This is a genomic window from Blastocatellia bacterium, assembly GCA_025054955.1.
Lineage (GTDB): Bacteria > Acidobacteriota > Blastocatellia > HR10 > J050 > JANWZE01.
Window position 1 is genome coordinate 1 of sequence record JANWZE010000130.1, and the last position, 23,093, is coordinate 23,093.

At 54.6% G+C, this 23,093-nt stretch carries 15 protein-coding genes and 1 pseudogene; 13 read left to right on the forward strand and 3 right to left on the reverse strand.

Going from position 1 to position 23,093, the window contains the following annotated elements:
• Window positions 1–211, reverse strand: a 211-nt coding sequence (locus NZ823_15890; protein ID MCS6806608.1) for a hypothetical protein, incomplete at its 3' end; no start/stop codon positions are given.
• Between the two features lie 225 nt (window positions 212–436).
• Between NZ823_15890 and NZ823_15895 the strand changes: the two genes are divergently transcribed.
• The 13 genes and pseudogenes from NZ823_15895 to NZ823_15955 all read left to right on the forward strand — a co-directional run bounded on the left by NZ823_15895 (window position 437) and on the right by NZ823_15955 (window position 18,836).
• Window positions 437–1,825 (forward strand): hypothetical protein, encoded by a 1,389-nt coding sequence (locus tag NZ823_15895; GenBank protein ID MCS6806609.1) that lies wholly within the window; start codon window positions 437–439, stop codon window positions 1,823–1,825.
• Between the two features lie 140 nt (window positions 1,826–1,965).
• The gene (gene rnc / locus NZ823_15900) at window positions 1,966–2,718 is read left to right on the forward strand and encodes a ribonuclease III (GenBank protein ID MCS6806610.1); all 753 of its coding nucleotides are present in this window, start codon (window positions 1,966–1,968) and stop codon (window positions 2,716–2,718) included.
• Between the two features lie 22 nt (window positions 2,719–2,740).
• The gene (gene lepB, locus NZ823_15905; protein ID MCS6806611.1) at window positions 2,741–3,568 is read left to right on the forward strand and encodes a signal peptidase I; all 828 of its coding nucleotides are present in this window, start codon (window positions 2,741–2,743) and stop codon (window positions 3,566–3,568) included.
• A 191-nt stretch (window positions 3,569–3,759) separates the two neighbouring features.
• A complete protein-coding gene (locus tag NZ823_15910) occupies window positions 3,760–4,644 on the forward strand; it encodes a hypothetical protein (protein ID MCS6806612.1) in 885 nt (294 codons plus the stop codon).
• 20 nt (window positions 4,645–4,664) lie between these two features.
• Window positions 4,665–5,066, forward strand: a complete 402-nt coding sequence (locus NZ823_15915) for a septum formation initiator family protein (GenBank protein MCS6806613.1) — start codon at window positions 4,665–4,667, stop codon at window positions 5,064–5,066.
• Window positions 5,067–5,493: 427 nt separating this feature from the next.
• Window positions 5,494–5,868, forward strand: a complete 375-nt coding sequence (locus NZ823_15920) for a hypothetical protein (protein ID MCS6806614.1) — start codon at window positions 5,494–5,496, stop codon at window positions 5,866–5,868.
• A gap of 739 nt (window positions 5,869–6,607) precedes the next feature.
• A pseudogene (locus NZ823_15925) lies at window positions 6,608–9,604 on the forward strand (hypothetical protein).
• 75 nt (window positions 9,605–9,679) lie between these two features.
• Window positions 9,680–10,123 (forward strand): ATP-binding protein, encoded by a 444-nt coding sequence (locus NZ823_15930; protein MCS6806615.1) that lies wholly within the window; start codon window positions 9,680–9,682, stop codon window positions 10,121–10,123.
• Window positions 10,124–10,288: 165 nt separating this feature from the next.
• Entirely contained in the window at window positions 10,289–14,188 is a 3,900-nt protein-coding gene (locus tag NZ823_15935; protein ID MCS6806616.1) for an ATP-binding protein, read from the forward strand.
• The gene (locus NZ823_15940; protein MCS6806617.1) at window positions 14,185–14,568 is read left to right on the forward strand and encodes a response regulator; all 384 of its coding nucleotides are present in this window, start codon (window positions 14,185–14,187) and stop codon (window positions 14,566–14,568) included. Before NZ823_15935 ends, NZ823_15940 begins: the two co-directional genes overlap by 4 nt.
• Window positions 14,569–14,578: 10 nt before the next feature.
• Window positions 14,579–15,766 carry a SpoIIE family protein phosphatase gene (locus NZ823_15945; protein MCS6806618.1) on the forward strand — a complete coding sequence of 396 codons (1,188 nt, stop codon included), beginning with the start codon at window positions 14,579–14,581 and terminating at the stop codon, window positions 15,764–15,766.
• Between the two features lie 871 nt (window positions 15,767–16,637).
• Window positions 16,638–18,065 (forward strand): efflux RND transporter periplasmic adaptor subunit, encoded by a 1,428-nt coding sequence (locus tag NZ823_15950; GenBank protein MCS6806619.1) that lies wholly within the window; start codon window positions 16,638–16,640, stop codon window positions 18,063–18,065.
• Window positions 18,066–18,170: 105 nt separating this feature from the next.
• Window positions 18,171–18,836, forward strand: a complete 666-nt coding sequence (locus tag NZ823_15955) for an ABC transporter ATP-binding protein (protein ID MCS6806620.1) — start codon at window positions 18,171–18,173, stop codon at window positions 18,834–18,836.
• Window positions 18,837–19,036: 200 nt separating this feature from the next.
• Here NZ823_15955 and NZ823_15960 read toward each other — a convergent pair whose 3' ends face one another.
• A complete protein-coding gene (locus tag NZ823_15960; protein ID MCS6806621.1) occupies window positions 19,037–20,239 on the reverse strand; it encodes a hypothetical protein in 1,203 nt (400 codons plus the stop codon).
• Between the two features lie 489 nt (window positions 20,240–20,728).
• Window positions 20,729–23,038, reverse strand: a complete 2,310-nt coding sequence (locus tag NZ823_15965; GenBank protein ID MCS6806622.1) for a hypothetical protein — start codon at window positions 23,036–23,038, stop codon at window positions 20,729–20,731.
• Between the last annotated feature and the right edge of the window lie 55 nt (window positions 23,039–23,093).

The following is a 23,093-nucleotide window of genomic DNA, read 5'->3' on the forward strand; positions in this document are numbered from 1 at the left end:
GAGAATGCGCCTTGATCCCCTCCGGTTGGCACGTCCAGGTCCGCCCACACCGCCCACACTGCATCCGCCACTTCAGCACCCGCCCCAGCCGGATGTCCACCACCCCTCGCTCCTCTCGCTGATGGATATGCCCGCTCGCTCTCTGACAGGTGGGACATCGCCGATCCGCTTGCGCTTCTTCCTTTACAATGGGAATAATATATCGCCGCATTGGGCTTCCTCCAGGAAACATAAAGTATTACAGCTTGCCAGAGGAATCCCTCTCTTTCAAGCACAAAATTTGAAACGATTACCAAGCAACTCCTGCTTGCCCTCATCTCATCTTTGTCATACAATTTGTGCTCATTTGGATGGACGAATGACAAACCGATTCAGCGGCAATGCACCAAACCCAATCCATGTTTTCAATTTCATGAAGGCGAGGAGGATCAACTCGATGAAACAAATTGTCACCTTGCTAGCCTTGGCTTTGCTCGTGATGCCCGCCACAAACTGGGGGGCCTCAGCAAAACCGATGTTCCCCTACCAAAGTGCTCAACCCGACAGCCCTGTCGAACTTTGGACGGCCGAAGAGTATAAGGACTTCTATGACGCCAGCGCGACACAGGACATGGCTAAGAAAATTCAGCTCTTTGAGCAGTTCACCACCAAATATCCGGGCAGCGCACTGGTTCCTCTGGTTCGTCGAAATTTGGTGTTTGCATATCTTCAAACGCAAGACTTGGCCAAGGCATTTCAAGCTGGCGATGCCTACTTGAACTCACACCATGAGAAATATGCCGAGGCATTTGACAGGGCCTACGGCGACCTGTTCAAGAAAGCGGAAGCCACGCTCCCCATGAAACCGACAGACGATTTCGATGTCTTGATCAACCTGATTGTCGCTTCAAACGGCGCGGCGCGAGCCAAGAATACAAGCTTTGACACGCAAACCAAGCGATATATTGAGCTCGCTTCCAACCTGATCAAGCCGGACAGCCCACCACCCACTATGCCCAAAGCGCGTTGGACGGGTAACGAAAATGCATTTCAGGCGGTACTCCAACAAACGGTTGGGCTGATGAGCTTCAATCATGCAGGCTTCAAGCTGACCAACCGCTCGCTCGACGCGTTGAAGTCTGAGGGCGTCAGCGAGGCCGTCACAGGCAAGTTGACAAGCTTGCTCGACCGCGAATTTGACGCACTGGACAAGCTCAATAGTGAGGTGCAAGCGTTGGTCGGCGCACAAGAGATGGCTACACTGAAACCGCTGTTAGGTAAGTATGCGGTCAACCGTCAGCCCTACTATCAAGCTGCTGAACACTTAGCGAAAGCCGCTGCCCTCGCCCCGACCGACCCGGTGACCTTTTACCTGTGGGGTGAAGCATGCCGGTTAGGCAAGTATGCCGATTTGCGCGACGCCGTTGATCAAACACAAAAAGAGTACAACAACCTGAGTGGTCAACTGAAACAAATCGAAACACAAGTCAAGCAAATCAATGACGAATTGACACGGTTGAGTAAAGCACCTCGCCAAACTGAACAAACAAAAAACCGCATTGAAGAGTTGAGCAAACAGGGACAAGAGCTCGCCCAAAAAGGCGAAAGCCTTACACCGCGGCTGGATCAATTGGAGGCAGAAAACGATCGGCTGGTCGAGGAAACCAATCAATTGACCGACCAGATGATTCGCATCTATGCCAAAGCGGTTGCTCTCTCTGCCAACGTGCCGCCATTACAGCAAAACGCTCGGTCTCATCTGGAGCGGTATTACAAGTATCGCAACAAAGGGGTGCTCGACGGTCTACCGGCGCTTATTGAAAGAATGAAAACCGAACAACCCTAGGCCGTTTTCATGGGCGTTATAGTGCATTCAGGGGAATGTCACACGTCACATCTCAGTCAAGTTGAGATGTGACGTGTCTCATTGCAAAATTTCAGATATGGTATAAAGCAGTTGATCGGCAAAACGCTCTCAGATGAGCCATGGAGGCAAAGCAAGCTGCCGCTGTCACCTCGATGCTGGATGCAGAACTGGAAAAACTTGGAGAACTGGAAGCGCGAATCGGTTACCGGTTCTCCAATCGGTCTTTGCTCCAACGAGCGTTAACGCACCGGTCTTACGGTCATGGGAAATCCTCGCCAGCCGTTCTTCACAACGAGGCGCTGGAGTTTCTCGGCGATGCAGTGCTTGGCTTTCTGGTGAGCGATTGGTTGCTCGAGCGTTATCCTGAGCTTCCCGAAGGCAAACTTTCCAAGCTCAAAGCCTATTTGGTCAGCGCCACCAACTTGCAAGCTCACGCCCAGCGAATCGAGCTAGGCAAATTCCTTCGACTCAATCGTGGCGAAGAGAAAACCGGTGGCCGCAGCAAGCGAACCTTGCTTGTGGACGCCTACGAAGCGCTCATCGCCGCCATTTATTTGGACGGCGGCATTGAATCGGCCAATCGGTTTTTGCGCACGCAATTTGCCGAGACGTTTGAGCACCTTGATCCTGATGAAACGGAATCCATGGACTACAAAACAGCTTTGCAAGAGCGATTGCAGGCCAAAGGCATGGCGCCGCCGGTCTACTCCGTTGTCGGTGAATACGGGCCGGCGCACGACCGCATCTTTCGCGTGCGACTCACCGCCAATGATTCAATCGTCGCCTTCGGGCGCGGGCGCACGATTAAAGCAGCCCATCAGCGAGCTGCCCGCATGGCCCTGCGGCAACTAGACCGTCTCAACAAAAGCTGAGTGAGCAGAGGACAGCGTTGACATGGCAGAAGAACTGAACGAATTGACCCATCCTTCCACAGAAACGGCCCAGGCGGGCGCCACAGTGCACACGAAAGAACAAGCTCACGGCTCTGTGTTGCGTGAGTATTTTGAATCGGCGGTGGTCACGGTAATCATGGCCCTGTTCGGCATGACATTCATCGTTCAAGCCGTCAAAGTGCCCACCGGCTCCATGGAAAACAACATCCTGATTGGTGACCACTTCCTCGTCAATAAATTTATCTTCGGCGCAACCAACACATGGCTGGATCGCATTCTCCCTGTGCGCTCCATCCGACGCAGCGACGTGATTGTATTCAAGTACCCCGAAGACCCCCAGACCAACTACGTTAAACGTGTCATCGGCCTGCCGGGAGAAACCGTGGAAATTAGAGGAACGCGCGTCTTCATCAACGGACAAGAGCTGCCAGAACGCCGCATGATCGTCAAATCACCCGCCTATGATGCCGAAAGCTCAGAATTGGAAATCATCTCTGCTGAACCCGCTCCGCCTGAGGCGACTTACACCGTTTACTGGGAACATGGCCTGGACGATGAGTGGTCTCGCTCGGCATTCCATCACGGCCGGTTTGGCGTGGGTGAACCATACAAAATCCCTGAGGACTCTTATTTCGTCATGGGCGACAACCGTGACGACAGTCAAGACAGTCGCTACTGGGGCGCTGTTCCCCGCCAACATATCGTTGGCCGCGCGTTGATCGTTTACTGGTCGTATGACGAACGCGCGGCTCAATACAACGGCAAGGACTTCTTCACCAACATCATTCGCTACACACGGTGGAGCCGCACCGGCACATTGATTCGTTAACAACCCACTGGACGAATCAGTATGCCCAGCACAGCAGCGCAATCCGGCCGCACCGGCACATTGATTCGTTAACAACCCACCAGGGCCGTGCTCATCACCTGGCTGCAACCGTGCCCCGCAGACCCTGTTTCCCACTCACGCGCTCCCTTCACCTCACTTATTGATTGACAGCCCATTGATTATTTCATAGAATGCCGAGCACTGTGCGGCTGAGTAAGCACATCAACTGGATCAAAACTTGGCCGATGCTCATTGCGTTGCTCGTGGCTTGGCCGCTTTCGGCTGCTGCTCAACAACGGCCTCTGCTCACCGAAGAAGTCGAAGTTGTTGATCCGGGAACGGTACGGTTAGAGATCGGCTTCGACTTTTTCCAGAACCAACGTTTTGCTTTATCAGGGCTACGCGGCGACCTAACAAACATCGGCGTGATCGGCTTAACGTTTGGCTTTGCTCCCAATGTTGAATTGCAGATTCAAGGCGTTCTGCAACAGTTTCTCAGTATCAACGAGCGAGAACCAGGAGCGATTCCGTTGGATTTGCCTCGCGTCAACAGCACCAATGATGTCGGTGACTTTTCTGTTTCAGCTAAGTTTCTGGTGCGTCGTGAAACCCGACGGGCGCCAGCCATCGGCTTCAGGGTTGGCGCTGGCTTACCGACGTCCAATCAGGCGCGCGGCATCGGTGTCAATCAAACCAATTACTTCACCACGTTGCTGGTGGGCAAGCACGTTGGGCGACTGAATCTTTCCGGCAACATTGGATTGGGCATCTTTCCCGCGCCGGTTGAGCCGTTCTCGCAAAACGACATGCTCCTGTATGGCTTGGCCGGAACCTATCGTTTGAATAAATGGCTAGACCTGCTCGGCGAGGTAAACGGTCGGGCCAATACACGTTCGGGCAATGCCCCGCTGGGCACTGAATCGCAAGGCCAAGCGCGTCTGGGTCTCCAGCTTCATACAGGTGCTCTGCACTGGGATATTGCGGCAATCAAGGGACTGACCAGACACAGTCCTCGAGGTGGCATCAGTTTCGGGTTGACCTATCAGACCAAAGTATTTCGTCCAGTGAACCAATAACGTGGAGGCGACTTGTGAATATGCGAATGATGACGTGGCAATACGCTCAAACGCAGGTGAACCGCTCAACAGCAACTGCTGCTGGACAATTAGCTCAAGCACAAAGGCTCAAGCAAGCAAGTTGCTGGCTATGCTTCCTCATTCCCCTCATGGTATGCATCAGCATACTGGCGCAAACAGTGCATGAACGGCACGTGGCGCGACAAGCGACCGAGCAGGCCGAGGCCATCACCAACCAGCTCCAGTTAGAAAATCAACAATTGCGCGAAGAAATCGAGGCGCTGCGTCACAATCCGGCAACAATCGAACGAGTGGCGCGAGAAGAACTAAATATGATTCGCCCCAACGAGCTTATTGTCTCATTCCCGGCGGGTAGGCTCGCGCCCGAAGCACAGGCGACGGGCTTCCCTGCGACTCCATAGACCTGCATAGATGAGACCGCTTCACGGTCAACCACACAACCGTGCCATGCTGCCCGGAGGCTAACGCGTACTGATGTCAGACGCGAGACCGCTTCACGGTCAATCGCACAACGCTGACCAAGCCTTCCGCTTCGATTTGAAGCCAGCGGCTGTAGCGACGCGCCACGGCGTCTCCAGCTCATTCCACCTTTAAGTAACGTGACGAAAGTTCGTGGCGTTTTTGGAGTGTTGCGACGTGTCGCAGCTTTGGCCGGAAAGCGGTGACACGTCACCGCACGCCAAAACGTCCCGTCCCCCCAAAATCTCCCAGAACTTTTGTCCACCTACTTAGTCGGTCACTCGGCGATTGTGGCACCTTCCCTTGTTTGTCCGTTTCCCATACTTGCACGAGCGTCATCCAGGCGGTCAGTGCCGCCTCGAGCGGCGCGTGCCGCACGATCGGCTACTGAAAGAATCGTCGCTGGCAGGCTGGTTTGCGTGCAACGCACTGGCGGGTCGGTCCCTCGTGCCGGGCACCGAGCGCAGCCGCCCCGGCCCGCTTCACCATCTCCAACCATTCAAACAGGTGCTGGTACGAGTCAATCTTGGCTACCAGTACGAACGGCAATCAGCTCTGCTTCAATTGCTGCACGAACGGTTCATGGGCATACAACTCATAGCCACCGGCGACTGCTTTTATCTACCGGTGCTCCCGCCGAAGCTGCTCAATCAGCCGCTTCTCCGCATTGATCTCACAGTCCCGTTTGCTCTCGCCGTCGGTGTTGTGTACCTCTTTCACATCGCTGGGAAACACCCGATGTGAGCCGGCCCGCACCAGCGTCGCCCACCACCTGGTGGCTGTAATGCACTGTTGCGGTGGGCATCGTTCCGCCGCAAACAGCCAGAACATTCGATCTGGCCGAGTGAATGTACTGGGTACCTTCCAACACCACCGTGTAGTCATTCCCCGCTGTTGTCCGCTGGCACATGAATCTTGAACCGATAAGCCCAGGCGCGCCCGTCGCGCCTCTTCAAACAGCTCCGGCCGGAACCGACACAACGCTCCACCGGCACCCCGTCCAAAATCTCCTGCATCTGGGGCACCGCCTAGACCCGGAAGATCGTCTCCAGATTACATCGCTTCCGCTTGCGGCCCCATGACCCGCTGAAACGGCAGCAGGTTGCCTCTGCAAGAAAATCAAGTCAAGCCTGCTCATCAACGTGTCGTGTAACAGGCAATCAACTCGGGTTCTGGAGTCCGCGAGTCAGGAATAAGGGCGAATGCGTCTGACAGTCGGCGAATCATTCCTTCGAGGGTCATGCTCCCAGAGTTGTTGCATAAGCCCTAGAGTCAATCCAAGCGCACAACTGTGACTGCATCTGAGCCGATTTTTCGCGCGTTCCAGCCCTACCGGGAATTGCTGCAAACCGTTTGATGTCGTTGGCTCATTCCGATGAAACCAGTTATAATGAGCGCGGCATTCATGGTTACGTGGTGAAGACTCGGTCGGCAAATAATGACACGCACAGACTCGATTGTGAAAAAATTCTTCTCCGGCTCAATGTGGCTTATCGGTCTTGCTCTGGCGATAGCGGTATTAGCCCTGAACCACCCGGCGGGGGAACTCCCAAATCCGAAATCCGAAATCCGAAACGATAGCGAAACCCAAAATCCGGATGTTTCGGATTTCGATATCCGTGCTTCGGATTTCCGAGTTGAGCGCCTGTCCGTTGAAGACGGGCTTTCCAATGCCTTCGTCTGGGATATTCTCCAGGACCATCAAGGGTTCTTATGGTTTGCCACCGAGGATGGGCTCAACCGGTTCGACGGCTACGAATTCACTATCTTTCGGCATCAAGGTCCCGGCACTGTGAGCCATAATACCATCTGGGCGCTCTATGAAGATCAGGCCGGGACGTTGTGGGTGGGCACCTATGGCGGCGGGCTCAATAAGTTCGACCGGGCCACCCAAACCTTCGCCCACTATCAACACGATCCGCAAAACCCGAACAGTTTAAGCGATGATCGTGTCCGGGCCATCCATGAATCTCCTGATGAGCCGGGCATCCTCTGGATTGCCACGTATGGCGGGGGCTTGAATCGGTTTGATACACACAAAGAAACATTCACTCGCTATCGTCATGATCCCAACGATCCCACCAGCTTGAGTCATGATTTGATCTGGTCCATGTGCGAAGACCGAACGGGTGCGTTATGGTTGGGAACCATCGGTGGTTTATCCCGATTGAATCGAGAGGAAAAAGAAAAGGCGAGGAATTCGCCAGGGGTGAAGTTCATCAACTACCAGCCTGACCCCAAGAATCCTTGGAGCTTGAGTCATAGCTACGTGACCTCAATCTATGAAGACCGATCCGGGGCGCTCTGGGTGGGAACCAGTGATGGCGGGCTCAACCGGTTTGAGCGGAACACAGAAACATTCACGCCGTTCAAGCATGATCCGACGAACCCGCAGAGCTTGAGCCACAATGCCATCCGGCCCATCTTTGAAGATAGCGCCGGCCATCTGTGGATTGGCACGTATGGTGGCGGGCTGAACCGGTTTGATCGAGCGACGGAAACATTCATCCATTATCAGAACGATCCGGGCGATCCCCACAGCTTGAGCAATAATATCGTAAGACACATCTATGAAGACCGGGCCGGCGTGCTTTGGGTGGCTACCTGGGGCGGCGGGCTCAATAAACTGGTCAAACCGAAATTTGCCGCGTATCGTCACGAGCCGAATAATCCCCACAGTTTGCCTCACAATTACGTCACTGCCGTGTGTGAAGATCATGCCGGTTCGCTCTGGGTGGGTACCCAGGCTGGCGGGCTCACCCGCATCGGTTGGGATGACGCGGGCTCGGCCACCTTCGAGTCTTTTCAACACCAAGACAAGAACGCCCAGGGTTTGAGCGATAACTATGTGACGGTGGTGTATGAAGCGCCGGATGAGCCAGGGATCTTATGGATTGGCACTTTTGACAAAGGGCTGAACCGGCTGGACACCAAAACAAAATCCTTTGCCCTTTATCAACACGATTCCAGGAACCCCGATAGCCTGACCAGCAACCGCATCCTATCGCTCTGCGCCTCGCCGACCCAGCCGGGCGTGCTCTGGATTGGCACCGACGACGGGGGGTTGAATCGGTTGGACAGAACATCGTCAACATTCACTTATGTTCCTTATGACAATAAAAAACGTGACGACCCCAATCATGATTCAATCCGGACCGTCTATGAATCCCCTAAGACGAAAACCCTGTGGGTCGGAACCGACGGCGCAGGACTCTATAAACTAGTCGGGAGCCGGAAGTCAGCGGCGTATGACGTGGTCGGCTACCGTCATGCGCGGGACAACCCGAATAGTTTGATCAGCGATCGCGTCCACTCCATTTATGAAAGCACAGACGGCACGCTCTGGATTGGAACGTTTGAGGGCTTGAGCCGATTCGATCCGAACACCGGACGCTTCACCTCCTACCGCGAATCAGACGGTCTGCCCAACAATGTCATCTACGGGATCTTGGAAGATCAGGCCGGCCATCTTTGGATGAGCACTAATAAAGGGCTGTCCCAGTTCAACCCGGCGACGAATCGCTTCAAAAACTATGATGTCACAGACGGCCTGCAAAGCAATCAGTTTTATTTCGGCGCGGTCTTCAAAGGTCGGAGTGGACGAATGTATCTCGGCGGCGTCAATGGCTTGAATCTCTTTCATCCTGACAGGATCAAAGATAATCCGCATGTCCCACCCATTGTCGTGACTGATTTTCAAATCTTCAATGAGTCAGTGCCGCTGGCGGCGGCTGGAACGAAGAGCCGGTTCTCGCTGCCCAAACACATTACTATCACCAATGAAATCGCGCTGTCCTACAAAGCCAGTGTTTTCTCCTTTGAGTTTGCCGCACTCGACTACTCGGTTCCGGAGAAGAATCAGTACGCCTACAAGATGGACGGCTTTGATGAGGCGTGGACGTATTCCGGCAGCCGACGTTTTGCTACCTACACCAATCTGGATCCGGGCGACTATGTGTTCCGCGTCAAAGGCTCCAATAATGATGGGGTCTGGAACGAAAAAGGCATAGCCATCAAAATCAGCATCACGCCGCCGCTGTGGCGAACGTGGTGGGCGTATCTGTCTTATGTGGCGCTGGCTCTCTTCCTGGTGTTTGGATTCATCAAACTCCGCACGCGGCACCTGGAACAATCGCGGCAAGCGCTGGAAAAAATCGTGCAGGAGCGGACGCAAGAGATTCACAAAGCGCAGGAACAACTGATTATGCAGGACAGACTCGCCTCGCTGGGCACGTTGACCGCTGGCATCGCTCATGAGATCAAGAACCCGTTGAATTTCGTCACCAATTTTGCCACGCTATCACGCGACTTGCTGCAAGAACTGCGGGAAGGTCTGGACAAGCTCAATGAACAAGCGGACGCCGAAACGACCGCCGATCTCCAAGAGGTTCTGTGCCTGCTGGAAGAAAACATCGCCAAGATCAACGAGCACGGCCAACGCGCTGACAGCATCGTGAAGGGCATGCTCCTACACTCTCGCGGCGAGGCTGGCGAGCGGCAGCCGGCGGACATTAACGCCATCCTCGACGAATACGTGGGCCTGGCTTATCACGGCATGCGCGGCACGGACTCGACGTTTAATATCAAAATCGAAAAGGAGTACGACCCTTCGATTGGGCAGGTTGAAGTGGTGCGGCAGGATTTGAGCCGCGTCTTTCTCAACCTGGTCAACAATGCCTGCTATGCCACCCACGAGAAGAAAAAACAGGTGGGGAACAGTTACTCGCCGGTACTGTCGGTGCGCACCAAAAACCTGGGAGACAGAATAGAGATTCGCATCCGCGACAACGGTCCCGGCATACCGCCGCACATTCGAAATAAAATTTTCCACCCTTTCTTCACCACCAAACCGTCCGGGGAAGGCACCGGGTTGGGGTTGGCCATCAGTTATGACATCATCGTACAGGAGCATGGCGGTGAGATTCGCGTGGAGTCGGAGGAAGGCAGTTTTACGGAGTTCATCATCCTTTTGCCCAAGGATGGGAAGCAGGGAGTGTAACCGATGAAAAGAAACCTCATGTGGCTCATGCTCATCAGCGCGTGCTTGATCAGTGGTCAGTGGTCAGTGGTCAGTGGTCAGAAACGACCGCTCTTGGACGACGGACGACGGACGACGGGCAACGGACAAGAGGCGCGCATCCAATTCGACCGCATTCCCAGCGAGATGGGGCTTTCACAAAATCTGATCACGTGCATTCTGCAAGACCGCCAAGGCTTCCTGTGGTTTGGCACCAAAGACGGATTGAATCGCTTTGATGGCTACAAATTCACTGTCTATCAGCACGACCCGTATGAACCGACGTCGCTCTCGGATAGTGCCATCAGCGCCTTGCATGAAGACCAAACTGGAAGGATGTGGGTTGGCACGCAGAACGGGCTGAATCTGTTCGACCGCAGCAAAGAAGTTTTTTATCGCCTCCTGCCCGATCCGAACAATCCCAACAGCCTGAGCCATCCGAGCGTCGGCGCCATCGCCGAAGACCGGGAGGGAGCAATCTGGATCGGCACCTTGGGCGGCGGCCTCAACAAGTTGGTGCTGCGCCCCCCGGCTGGTGGAAAAGCATCGGCGGCATCGTCCGGCGCGAACCCGTTAGAGGGCGCACGGTTCACACGCTTCACACACGATCCGAACAATCCGAACAGCTTGGGCAGTGATTTTGTCGGACAAGTCGTTGAGGACGGCAGAGGCACGGTCTGGGCTACGACGATGAAAGGCACGTTACCCCCAGCACAGGGCGGTTATTTGGTGACCCGCTTCCGCGGCGACGGAAGCCATCCGGCGTGGAACGATTGGCTGGAACGCGACGAATACAGAAAGTTCATCTGCCGGGGACGAAATGGCCGGGTCTGGATCGGGGTGGGATCAGCCTTGATTGAGTGGGATGCCATCGCCGAGAAGTTCACTCACCACCAGATTGATTTCAGCGCGATATCGGGAACGTCCTGGAAGCCGGAGGACAACTTTTGGCAGGCCGTCCGAGGGATGATGGAAGACCGCGCCGGAACCATCTGGATCGGATCGACCTGGGGACTGGCGCGGTTTGATCCGGGCATGGATACGATTGCCGCTTTCCGTTACGAGCCGGGCAATCCGCACAGCATTGCTGAGAGCGGTATCTATTCAATTTGTGAAGACAGCGGCGGCGTGCTATGGTTTGGCTCGAACGGCAATGGATTGTTCCGCTATGATCCCAAAGCTCAGCGCTTCACTCATCGCCATAGGGAGGGCGCAAAGCTCTCGCTCTGGCGCGGCACAAGCATCAGGTCATTGTGCCAGACGCGCGACGGTACGCTGTGGATTGGCACAGCAAACCTGCAACTACTGCGGATGAATCGCGTCACCGGTGAAGTGACACCGTTTCAGGTGGCTCAACCGAATGTCCCGCCCTTGGAATTGGTGTTCTCGATGTTACAAGACAGAACCGGCGCATTATGGATTGGCAGTTCGGAGGGGTTATTCCAGGTGGATTGGCGCGATGGAAAGCCCGGACAGATTTCCCGGTTTAAGCCCGATCCAGATGTGCCCAGAGGTTCCGGTCGTGATGATGTTTATAAAGTTATTGAAGACAGGTCTGGTGAGATTTGGATTGCGACGGCTAACGCACTGAGCCGTCTTGACCGCGCCATAGGACATTTCGTTAGCTACCTCTACGACGCGAGGGATCCGGACACGATTCCCGGAGACCCCTATACGTTCATCCACCAGGATCGGAACGGCATCTTCTGGCTCGGCGCTGAGGACGGGCTGCTGCGCTTTGACCCGCCAACCGCTGGCTTCAAACGCTACCGCAACAACCCGAACAATCCCTCCAGCCTAAGCCACAACGTGGTGCGCGCAATTGCGGAAGACCCGCTGGAGCCGGATAAAATTCTCTGGGTCGGCACTGCCGGCGGCGGACTCAATCGCTTCGATAAGGAGACCGAAACGTTCACGCACTTCACCGAAAAAGACGGGTTGCCCAATAACGTCGTCTATGCGATTCTGAGCGACGGAGAGGGCAATCTCTGGATGAGCACTAACCAGGGGCTAGCCAGATTCAATCCGCGCACGCGCCGGTTCAAAAACTTCGACATCAAAGACGGCTTGCAAGACAACGAATTCAACTCCTGCGCCTCTTTCAAAAGCGCTAGTGGCGAGTTGTTCTTCGGCGGCATCAGCGGCTTCAATGCGTTCTATCCCGAGGATGTCAGAGACAACCCGCACGCGCCACCGGTGGTCATCACGGATTTTCAAATCTTCAACCAATCCGTCTCGTTCAAGGATCCCGATTCGCCACTGAAGAAACCGATCACCGAAACCGGCGAGATCACGCTGTCTTATGAGCATAAAGTTTTTTCCTTTGAGTTCGCCGCGTTGGATTTCACGGAGCCGTCCAAGAATCAGTACGCGTACAAGATGGACGGCTTTGATAAAGACTGGCAGCCGGCGGGAACGAACCGCACGGCGACGTATACCAATCTCGATCCCGGCGAATATGTATTCCGGGTCAAAGCCTCGAACAACGATGGCGTTTGGAATGACGAAGGCGTGGCGATCAACGTTACGATTACGCCGCCGTGGTGGCGGACAGGTTGGGCGTATATGATCTATGCGCTGCTGTTGATTGTCGGTGGCGCGGCTGTAGATCGAATCCAGCGGCGACGCGTGATTAAGCGAGAGCGGGACCGAGCGCAACGGCGCGAAGCCGAGTTGATCCGCCAGCAGGCCGCGGAACTGGAGACGATTGACCGGATTGTCAAAGTGATCAACCGGACTGTGGATTTGGAGAGTCTCTTTCAGGCGTTACTGGAGCAGGGACTGAAGCTGGTGCCCCACGCCGAGCGTGCGACGGTGCTCATTTTCGACCACCAAGGGAAATGCTTCAAATTCGCCGCCACCGTCGGCTATGATCTCGAACAGCTCAAAGATATTTCTTTTACGCCGGAGGAAATGGTCGGCCGCTATACCACCGAATCAGAAGAAGTGGAACCGGGGGTGTACATCTTGCAGCATGTGAAAGACCTCGCGGGGGAGGAGAAAATAAGCGCCCAGCCGAGGGCGGCCGCGATGTTGATTATGGCGGTGGAGTGGGGCGGCACGCTGGAGGGCTATTTGGTGTTCGACAACTTGACGGATCTGGAGGCCTTCGACCGGTCGGACGCCCGACGGTTAAACCGCTTGCGGGAGCATGCGATTTCGGCCATTGCCAAAGCCAACACGTTGAAAACGCTGGAGGAGAAAAACCGGGAAATTGTCAAAACGCAAGCACAGTTGATTGTTCAGGAAAAACTGGCGTCGCTCGGCCAGCTCACCGCCGGCATCGCCCACGAGATCAAGAACCCGCTGAACTTCATCAACAACTTTGCTGCGCTGTCGGTGGAGATGGTGGATGAACTGCGGGAAGAACTGGACGCACACAAGGATAAGAAGGTCGCCGACATCGCTGGTGAGATTGAAGAGATCCTGAAGACCCTGCACCAGAACGCGGCGAAGATCACCGAGCATGGCCAGCGCGCCGACAGCATCGTGTACAGCATGTTGCAGCACTCGCGCGGCAAATCCGGCCAGCGCGAGATGACTGACATCAATCATCTGTTGGACGAAGCCGTGAACCTGACCTACCACGGCCTGCGCGCCCGCGATGCGTCCTTCGATATCACGATCGAAAAGACCTATGACGATTCCGTTGGCAAAATCGAAGTGGCGCCTCAAGACATCAGCCGCGCCTTTCTCAATATCCTCAACAACGCCTGCTATGCGGCGCAGGAGAAAAGCAAGCAGATGGGCGACAGCTTCTCCCCCAGGCTGTGGGTGCGTACCGAGCATCACGGCGAGGAGATAGAGATTCGCATTCGGGACAACGGCAATGGGATTCCACCGGCGATCAGGGATAAAATCTTCAATCCCTTCTTCACCACCAAGCCCGCCGGTCAGGGAACTGGCCTGGGCTTGTCCATCAGCCACGAACTGGTCGTTCAGGTCCATCAGGGAGAGATCATGGTGGAAACGCAGGAAGGAGAGTTTACGGAGTTCATTATCATCTTGCCGAAAAATGTGAACGAGGATAAGGGAGACCAATCATGACAATCCTGGTGGTAGACGACGAGCCGGATGTTCAGCCTCTGTTTGAGCAAAAGTTTAGGAAAGAGCGAAAAGCGGGAGTGCTTGACTTTCACTTTGCCTTTTCTGGAGAAGCGGCGCTGGACTACGTGCAGGATCAGGGCGGCGTGGATCTGGTGCTGATTCTCGCCGACATTAATATGCCGGGGATGAGCGGACTGGAGCTGCTAAAGCGAATCAAAGCACGATTCGCTCACTTAACGATCTATATGATCACCGCCTATGGGGATGAGAACAATTACCAGCAGGCGATGGCGTATGGTGCGGACGACTACATTACCAAACCCATTGACTTTGATGAGCTGAAGAACAAAATCGCAAACTTATATGGAAAGGCTCAGTAAGGAGAGAGATATGTCAGTCAAAATTTTGGTGGTGGATGATGAGCCCGATTTGGAGGCGTTGATCCGCCAGCGATTTAGAAAAAAGATCCAAACCCAGGAATTCCAGTTTATTTTTGCTTACAATGGCGTCGAGGCGCTGGAAAAGCTGCGGGAACATTCCGGGATCGACATCGTGTTGACGGATATCAATATGCCCGAAATGGATGGCCTCACCCTGCTTGAGAAACTCTCGGAACTCGATGTCTTGCTCAAAGCCGTTATCGTATCCGCTTATGGCGATATGGAAAATATCCGGACGGCGATGAACCGCGGGGCGTTTGACTTTCTCACCAAGCCGATTGATTTTCAGGATTTGGACATCACGATTGACAAAACGCTGCACGAATTAGCGGTGCTGAAGCAGGCGGTGCAAGCGCGCGACCAACTGCTGACCCTCCAGAAAGAATTGAGCGTGGCCACGAGCATCCAGCAATCCATTCTCCCCCGGACGTTCCCGCCCTTTCCTCATCGGCAAGAAGTGGAAATCTACGCTCAGATGGTCCCGGCCAGACAGGTGGGTGGTGATTTCTATGATTTCTTCCTCATTGATGAGGAGAGAATCGGATTTGTCATCGCTGACGTTTCAGGCAAGGGTGTGCCAGCGGCCATCTTCATGGCGATGAGTCGCGCGTTACTGAAGGCGACGGCGTTAACGGGCGTGCCAGCAGGTGAGTGTTTGCGCCACGTCAATCGTCTGCTTTGTCGCGAAAGTGATTCAGGGCTGTTCGTCACGCTGTTTTATGGGATTCTCCGAACTCCTACCGGAGAAGTGGAGTATAGTATTGCCGGCCACTCTCCTCCCTATCTCTTAGGGGTCCGCATCGCCCCCGTGGAATATAAAGGCGGCATGGTATTGGGTGTGATTGAGGACAATGAGTATCAGGTCGGGCGAATCGTTCTCCAGCCCGGTGACGGGCTTTTTCTCTACACCGATGGAGTGACCGAGGCCAGGGATGCTGACCAAAATTTTTTCTCCGAGCACCGCTTGACCGAGTTCCTGCAACGGATCAGTGACTCTTCCTTGCCAGAGATGATCCAGGGCGTTGTTGGTGAGGTGAAGAATTTTTCTGCCGGCGCACCTCAAACAGACGATATTACCATCCTGGCTATAAGGTACTGGGGTTCCGTCGGGCACCGGGATGGCAGCAATCATTCTTGATTAAGCCTTCCGGCCGGCTCTTGGGGAAATAAGACGCGGTCATAAAATTCTGCCAGCCTCAATGTGCGTTTATGATTTGATCGAGAGACGTTGTCTTATACTGTTTTACGTGACTTTTTGCACAAGATAGGGGGAGTAAAATAAAGGGCGGAGGGGAAGAAGAATGAGACGGATGAAATAGAGTCAGGAAGCGAACGTCCGGGAGCTGGAAGAGTGTCTCAAGCAGGAGAAAGACAAACGGGTCCACGAGCATCTGTTAGCCATCAAGTTGTTGTGGGAGGAGAAAACTGTATAGGAGATGGCAAACATAGTAAGAATTCAGGATGAATCCATGATCCTCTTGAAAGCCCTGATGACCTTCTCACACGGCTGGTTGTCCTTTCCTCCCCCCGCCACGGGTCCTCATCAGGCACTCGCCTCGTTTTTCAGCATCTCTGACTCGCTCAACCACTAGCCTTGAGAAATCCGGGCTAGAGTTTATCCAAGCGCAAAATCTCTGAATCCTCAGAAAAAGTGGCGCAGGCGTTCCCGCCTGTCGCGTTTTTCATCGTGTCTGGGCGTCGTCCCGGACGACATGAACAACTCCTCTGGAAATAAAAGCAGGCGCAGATTAACTGAAGAACAGATTCTTCAATCAGTCAATCAGTCAATCTGTGCTTATTTCCCATTGTTCGTGGCGTGCTGTTGCGCATGGGCGATTCCCTCTGACCTGATTTCCCGCCCGTTCCAATTCTACGGGGAAATGCCGTGGCCCTGAGCCTATTTGACACCTCTTGAGGTTGGAGTTATTCTACTGACTTGCTGAAACAAAAGAATTTCTCATAGCGTATCATCGCAGTGATTGAATCCAAAGTGTGACAATTGGTGAAATATGGCAGTAACACGTAAAAGAAAATTCATCATTTTTGGCGTCCTGGTCGTCATCTTAGCTGCCGTAGTGGCCTTCAGCGTGACCCGTAACCGGCAAGATGTCCCGACGGTCCAAGTGGAGCCAGTCAAGCAGCGTCCGTTGCTGGAAGCCAAGGTCACGGCGAATGGCGAGATTCGCCCGCTCAACTTCTACCAGCTCACATCCGAGGTAGCCGGACGCGTGCTGGAGATTTACGTCCGCGAAGGTGACGTCGTCAAAAAAGGCCAGCCGTTGCTGAAAATTGATTCAACGCAACTGGAAGCGAGCTTTGAAGGTGACAAAGCCACCTTGCGCGTCGCTCAATCAGATAAAGAAAACGCCGAGGTACAATTGATCGCGGCGCGTAACAATGTCTCCAGCGTTGAAGCATCGTTGGCAGCCGCCCGGTACGATTTGGAACGAGCTAAATCCGACGCCGCCCTTGCCAAGGAAGAGTTCGAGCGAGCGCAAAGATTGGTCGAACAGGAAATCTTCTCCAAAGCGCAATTTGATGCAGCGAAATTCCGTTATGAAGCGGCTCAAGCAGTGGTCCGCGCGCAACAATCCAGAATTGATCAACTGGAGGCGCAATTGCGTGACGCCAAAATCCGTATTGACGTGGCCAAGACGGCAATCAGTTCAGCCGAAGCCCGCATTGCTCAAGCTCGCGCGCGATTGCAAGGGGCAGCCGATCAATTCGCCAAAACCGAACAACGCGCTCCTATTGATGGCGTGATCGCCAGCTTGCCGATCAAAGTTGGACAATACGCGCTGACAACGTTTAATACCACGCCGCTGCTGACGATTGCGGATATGTCTCAGATCAACGTCGAAGTCCAAGTGGACGAAACCGACGTCACGAGCGTGCGACCGAACCAACCGGCCAAAATTAAAGTGGACGCGCTCGGCGACACCCAACTGGATGGGATCGTTAAAGAGGTCGGCCAAGCCCCAACCAGTCAAAGCGGCAGTATGGAAGCATTGGCCAGAACATCGCAGGAAGCGAAGGATTTCAAAGTCGTCATCAGCTTGACCAATTTGACGGAGGATGTGCGCAGCCGCCTCAAACCCGGCATGTCTGCCACAGCCACCATCACCACCGATTCGCGGCAAAACGTGATTGCCATCCCGCTGCAAGCGATTGTGCAACGCGAGCGACCGGACGCAGCCACCTCCGATCAAACAGGCACTAAACAAGAAGTGCAAGGCGTCTTCGTCGTGGAAAACAACAAAGTGCGCTTCCGCCCTGTCATCACCGGCATCATCGGAGAAACCGATATTGAAATCATCGAAGGATTAAAGGTCGGTGAAGAGATTGTGGTCGGGCCATACCGCGAACTGCGCAACCTCAAAGATGGCGCCGTGGTGAAGAAAGAAAAGAGCACGACCTCCGGCCCAACCAAATCTTAATCACGGGGAAATATCATGGCTGAATCACTCGCTACGCCCACGCTCACTCGACCTGAAGTGCCACACCGCGTTGTCACAGCGGCGCCGGCCGAGACGCTCATCCGCATGATTAACATCTGGCGCACGTACCCGATGGGTGAGGAGCAGGTCCACGCCTTGCGCGGCATCAATCTCAGTATCAGTCCAGGCGAGTACGTCGCCATCATTGGCCCTTCCGGCTCAGGCAAATCAACGATGATGAACTTGATCGGTTGCCTGGATACACCGACGCAAGGCCAATACTGGCTCAAAGGAAAACTGGTCAGCGAAATGGATGACGACGAGCTCGCTTATATCCGTAATCAGGAGATCGGGTTCGTTTTTCAACTCTTCAATCTGTTACCACGCGCGACAGCACTGCACAACGTTGAGCTGCCACTGATCTATGCCGGCGTTCCTGCCCACGAGCGCATCGAGCGAGCTAAGCAGGCGTTGGAAGCGGTTGATCTGGCCGATCGCATGCATCACAAACCCAATGAACTCTCCGGCGGCCAGCGACAACGTGTGGCGATTGCACGAGCGTTGGTCAACAATCCGTCCATTCTGCTGGCCGATGAACCGACCGGCGCGCTCGATACCAAAACCGGTATGGAGATCATGGCCTTGTTCGACCGATTGAATGAACAAGGCAACACGATCATCCTCGTCACGCACGAGCCAGACATTGCCAAGCATGCCCGTCGCATCATTCGATTGCGCGATGGGCGTATCGAGAGCGAGGAATATCAGTAGGGAGTGCCCTCGCTAGATCGGTTTGCGAACGAGTCCTGGGGCGTACGCTTCCAGCGTAATGAGCCCACAAGATGTAGGACCGCTAAGCCAAAGGCAACTAAAATCGCTCTAGCGACTTTCCCCTGGCAGCGCCCGCCTTCGGTGGGCTGATTCGGCCAAGCCAGTGGGCGCGTCCAAGATGAGCTCACTGACAAGCCGCCCTATGGTAGCAGGCACGGCGTGAAGGGTCTCGATATTCGATAGGAACCTGTGTAGTCCGTGAATCCGCGACCGAGCGCTCCACCTGTCACCTGCCCGATAAAGTTTTCCGGTGAACCGGCCGGATGCGCGTTCTGGTACTGACTGGCCTGAGCATCGTCTACCGGCTTAACGCCAAGATCAGGATAGAAGGTGCTGAATTGCGTATACACAGCAGCAGCCCACTTCCATTGGACGGTGACCTCCGGCGTGTCGGTCAAGATACGGCCCTTCCAAGTCACCAATGGAATTTGAGCCGGCAAAGGACTACGAACAGGAAATGTCACCCCAGCCAGGAAAACATCTCCACTGATGCCTGACGGCACCTGGGTGATCCAGGTGTTGCTCTCCAGATCAAACTCGGTCGTGGCCACGCTGACCGTCGGCGAAAAAGTAATCTGAGCCTTCGGAACAGGTACAATGTAAGTCGTGCCATTAGCCTTAAACTGGACCGTTGCATCGTCGAGTAGGAGTCTCATCGGCCTCGCGCCTAGCCCGCTCACCCTCACCGCGCTGTTGAACCAGATGAACCGACCGGCATGAATGGGATACTCATTGAAATTCGCCTGAAGAGCATAGGGAGGACAGTTGGAGGTACTACTGCGCGAAAACTGCAAATCGTCCATCAGAGCGATGCCACTAACAAAGATGCGCCCAATCAGATCATCCGATGCTTCAAACGCCAACGCTCTCCAGTGCCGAAATGGATAGCTGCTATCTGTTGCGTCGCCTAAGACCCTGCCAAGCACCCTCCCAGTCGCGCTCACTGCTTCCAACGATGCCTCATTGCAAGCAGCATAGAGAAACCTGACGGACCGGACTGGCGGATTGAAAAAAATCAAGGCGCCTGGCGCGGTTCTGGCATTCAGACCACACGGCTGAGGGCCTCCAAAGGAAAGATGCGCCGCTTTGTTGCCAGACGGGGGATTCTGAAACGTATGTCCGGCTTGCAGCACGTCCCACGCTATCCCATCGCCGTCATCAAACGTTTGAAACGAAACGCCGTGCTGAGCATAAAAATCACCGATGAGGTTGCCGTGACCAATCTGTTCAAAGTTAATCGTGATGTGTTGATCAGGAGCTTGTGTCTGGCCAATAGCGGACATGCCACACAACCCCATGATCAGGCATAAGCTGAGACCCAGCATGGATCTTTTCGTTATCATGTCTACCTCCTCCTCAACGTTGGATAAAGCAGATACAAATTGTCTCAACAGGGGCTGGCTCAGGACAATTGTATCTTTGCCTAAAAGCCTAGGGAAAACTGCTTGAGTTGCCCCAGAAAAATACCTACAAGTAGGTGGACAAAAGTTCTGGGACATTTGGAGGGACGGGACGTTTGTCCAGCTACTTCGCTACCATCGCGCGGGCGGCTGCCGCCGCTGCTCGGACTCAGCGCGCGTCCACACAGCAACGTCGCTCCAAACGTGCGTCACCGTAACACAAAAACACCACACGTCAGCGGGCATCCACACAGCGAGGCCCCTACAAAGAACGCGATCTTTTTCCCCCCATTTGGTATGAGAAGGGTTCAAGCACAAGCTTCCTGTCCTTGTTGCTGCTGCCGGTGATGACGCGCGACATAAAAAATAGGTGAGAAGGACTCACAAGCCCAGCCCCTCTCACCAAGAGACTGTCTCTTGACAAGTCACAGGTTACCTGACGCGTCGGACACGATGGTTAAATGTGTCGGTGAAAACAAAACTTCCATCCGGCAGCATGGCAATGTCGGTCGGTCCACGCAATTTGGCGTTCAGCGCCGGGCCGCCATCGCCCCAAAAGCCAATGTCGCCGGTTCCGACGATGGTCGCCACTCGGCCTGCCGCTTTATCGAGCTTTTTAATTTTGTTCGCCGATTGACCATCAGCGATGTAGACATTCCCTGCTGCATCAACAGCCACCGCCACCGGCAGGATGAACCGTGCTCGGGTGGCCCGTTCGTCCCTATCGCCTATCGTGCCATCGCCGGCGATCGTGTTGATCCTACCCGTGGCCGCTTCCACCATCCGAATGCGAAAATTTCTGCTATCGGCAATGATGATGTTTCCACTGCGATCCACGGCGACGTCCACCGGTCTCCACAACGAGGCTTGCCTGGCATCGGTGCCATCACCCGCGAACGAGCCTTTACAAGGATCATTGGGGCTGCACGGATCAGTCGGTCCGTCAGACGCGCCATTACCGGCAACAGTGGTGATGATCTGTGTTCGTGCGTCAACTTTTCGGATTCTTTGATTGCACGAATCGGCGATGTAAAGGTTGTCGGCGGCATCAACCGCCAACCCGCCGGGGAACTTCAATAGCGCTTGTGTGGCCGGTCCGTTATCGCCAAGGCTGCTGCCCCCGCCGGCATACGTAGTAATCAATCCCGTCGCCCGCTCAACGCGGCGGATGCGATGCCCAAACGAATTTGGATCATTTGCGTTAAAAAAGTACGGCAGTAACTCCGAGATGTAGATATTCCCCTTAGAATCTACCGCCAACCCAGCGACGCCGCCGATGCTGGCTTGTAGAGCCGGGCCACCATCGCCGCTAAATCCTAACGTTCCGTTCCCGGCTACCGTGGTGATCCTCCCATCTCTGGCATCAATTCGCCGGACACGACCCGTGCCTACTTCACCGACGTAGATATTGCCGTCAGCATCTGCTGCCACTGCCTGACATACATAGATGCCCGATTCCGTAGCCAGGCCGCCATCTCCGAAACTATTGATACCGCCAGCCACAGTTGTGATTACTCCCATTGTGTCAATTCGACGAACTCGATCGTTCTCAAAGTCGGCGATCAATAGGTTTCCAGATGGATCAACAGCAATGCCGGTTGGACGGCGAAACCGAGCTTCTCTGGCTGCCTTGGGATTATCGCCATCGAAATCACCGGTCACACCCGGCACTAAGGCCCATTCACCGCCGCCGGCGAGCGTGGAGATGGTCCCATCCGGAGTTAACCGGCGAATACGTTGGTTGTGTGTATCGGCGATGTAGACAATGCCTGCCGCGTCAACCGCCACATCTTGAGGGTAGTTCAAGCTCACCTGCCTCGCAGGCCCACTCTCGTCAGGCACAGTGGTCAGACCATTTTGAAAGCGACCGGCATCAACGATACCGGGCAAACATGTGCACGGATTCCCTCGCAAATCGCATTGCACCCTGAATCCGTCGCCGGCCACAGTGGAAAGCACACCGGACGGATCAACCTTACGAATGAGGTGAGCGCGCGTATCCGCAATGTACAAATTGCCCATCGCATCAAAGGCCAAGCCGGCCGGACTGACCGGCGTTCGCGTGGCTGGACCAACATAGAGCGGATCAAAGTTCCTCGGATTGCCATCACCAGCAAATGTGCTAATGACACCTGTCATTGCGCTAACACGGCGCACGCGAAAATTGTTGAAATCACCGATATAGAGATTACCCGCCGCGTCGAACGCCAGACCAACTGGGTTGTTCAAGTTGGCCATCGTCGCCGGACCACCATCACCGGCTGGAGACCTCGAATTTTGCGGCGGCGTGCCGTTGCCGGCGACCGTGCTGATGATTCCTGTGCGCGCGTCAACCCGGCGAACCCGATGGTTTCCGAAGTCAGCAATGTAGAGATTTCCTGAAGCGTCCAACGCAAGACCTTGAGGCCGATTCAAACTGGCCGCTGTCGCCGGGCCGCCGTCGCCGCTATAGCCAGACACCCCATTGCCGGCCACAGTAGTGATGACGCCGGTTCGGACATCAATGCGGCGGACCCGCTCGTAAAACTCTTCGGTGAAATAGATATTGCCGTCACGATCAGCAACCACATCGGTTGGACGATTGACCAATGCCCGCGTCGCGAGTCGCCCATCACCCACGCTTCCGCCAACGACGGTTGACACGGTCGCGCCAGCTTGAGCTTGTGGCCTAAGAGTCATCATTGGCAGCAAACAACTCGTGAGTAAAAATGCGTTGGTCAGTACTTTCACAGAACGTTTCATGACAGATGAACCCTCCTACACATTTCAAAGTTTCTCTTGACCATATAACAAGTTT

Bases quoted from the DNA above. Each gene is read 5' to 3' on its own strand.
- NZ823_15895 (MCS6806609.1), top strand. From the start codon at position 437: ATGAAACAAATTGTCACCTTGCTAGCCTTGGCTTTGCTCGTGATGCCC.
- rnc (MCS6806610.1), top strand. From the start codon at position 1,966: ATGGAGGCAAAGCAAGCTGCCGCTGTCACCTCGATGCTGGATGCAGAA.
- lepB (MCS6806611.1), top strand. From the start codon at position 2,741: ATGGCAGAAGAACTGAACGAATTGACCCATCCTTCCACAGAAACGGCC.
- NZ823_15910 (MCS6806612.1), top strand. From the start codon at position 3,760: ATGCCGAGCACTGTGCGGCTGAGTAAGCACATCAACTGGATCAAAACT.
- NZ823_15915 (MCS6806613.1), top strand. From the start codon at position 4,665: ATGCGAATGATGACGTGGCAATACGCTCAAACGCAGGTGAACCGCTCA.
- NZ823_15930 (MCS6806615.1), top strand. From the start codon at position 9,680: ATGCGCGGCACGGACTCGACGTTTAATATCAAAATCGAAAAGGAGTAC.
- NZ823_15935 (MCS6806616.1), top strand. From the start codon at position 10,289: ATGGGGCTTTCACAAAATCTGATCACGTGCATTCTGCAAGACCGCCAA.
- NZ823_15940 (MCS6806617.1), top strand. From the start codon at position 14,185: ATGACAATCCTGGTGGTAGACGACGAGCCGGATGTTCAGCCTCTGTTT.
- NZ823_15945 (MCS6806618.1), top strand. From the start codon at position 14,579: ATGTCAGTCAAAATTTTGGTGGTGGATGATGAGCCCGATTTGGAGGCG.
- NZ823_15950 (MCS6806619.1), top strand. From the start codon at position 16,638: ATGGCAGTAACACGTAAAAGAAAATTCATCATTTTTGGCGTCCTGGTC.
- NZ823_15955 (MCS6806620.1), top strand. From the start codon at position 18,171: ATGATTAACATCTGGCGCACGTACCCGATGGGTGAGGAGCAGGTCCAC.
- NZ823_15960 (MCS6806621.1), bottom strand. From the start codon at position 20,239: ATGATAACGAAAAGATCCATGCTGGGTCTCAGCTTATGCCTGATCATG.
- NZ823_15965 (MCS6806622.1), bottom strand. From the start codon at position 23,038: ATGAAACGTTCTGTGAAAGTACTGACCAACGCATTTTTACTCACGAGT.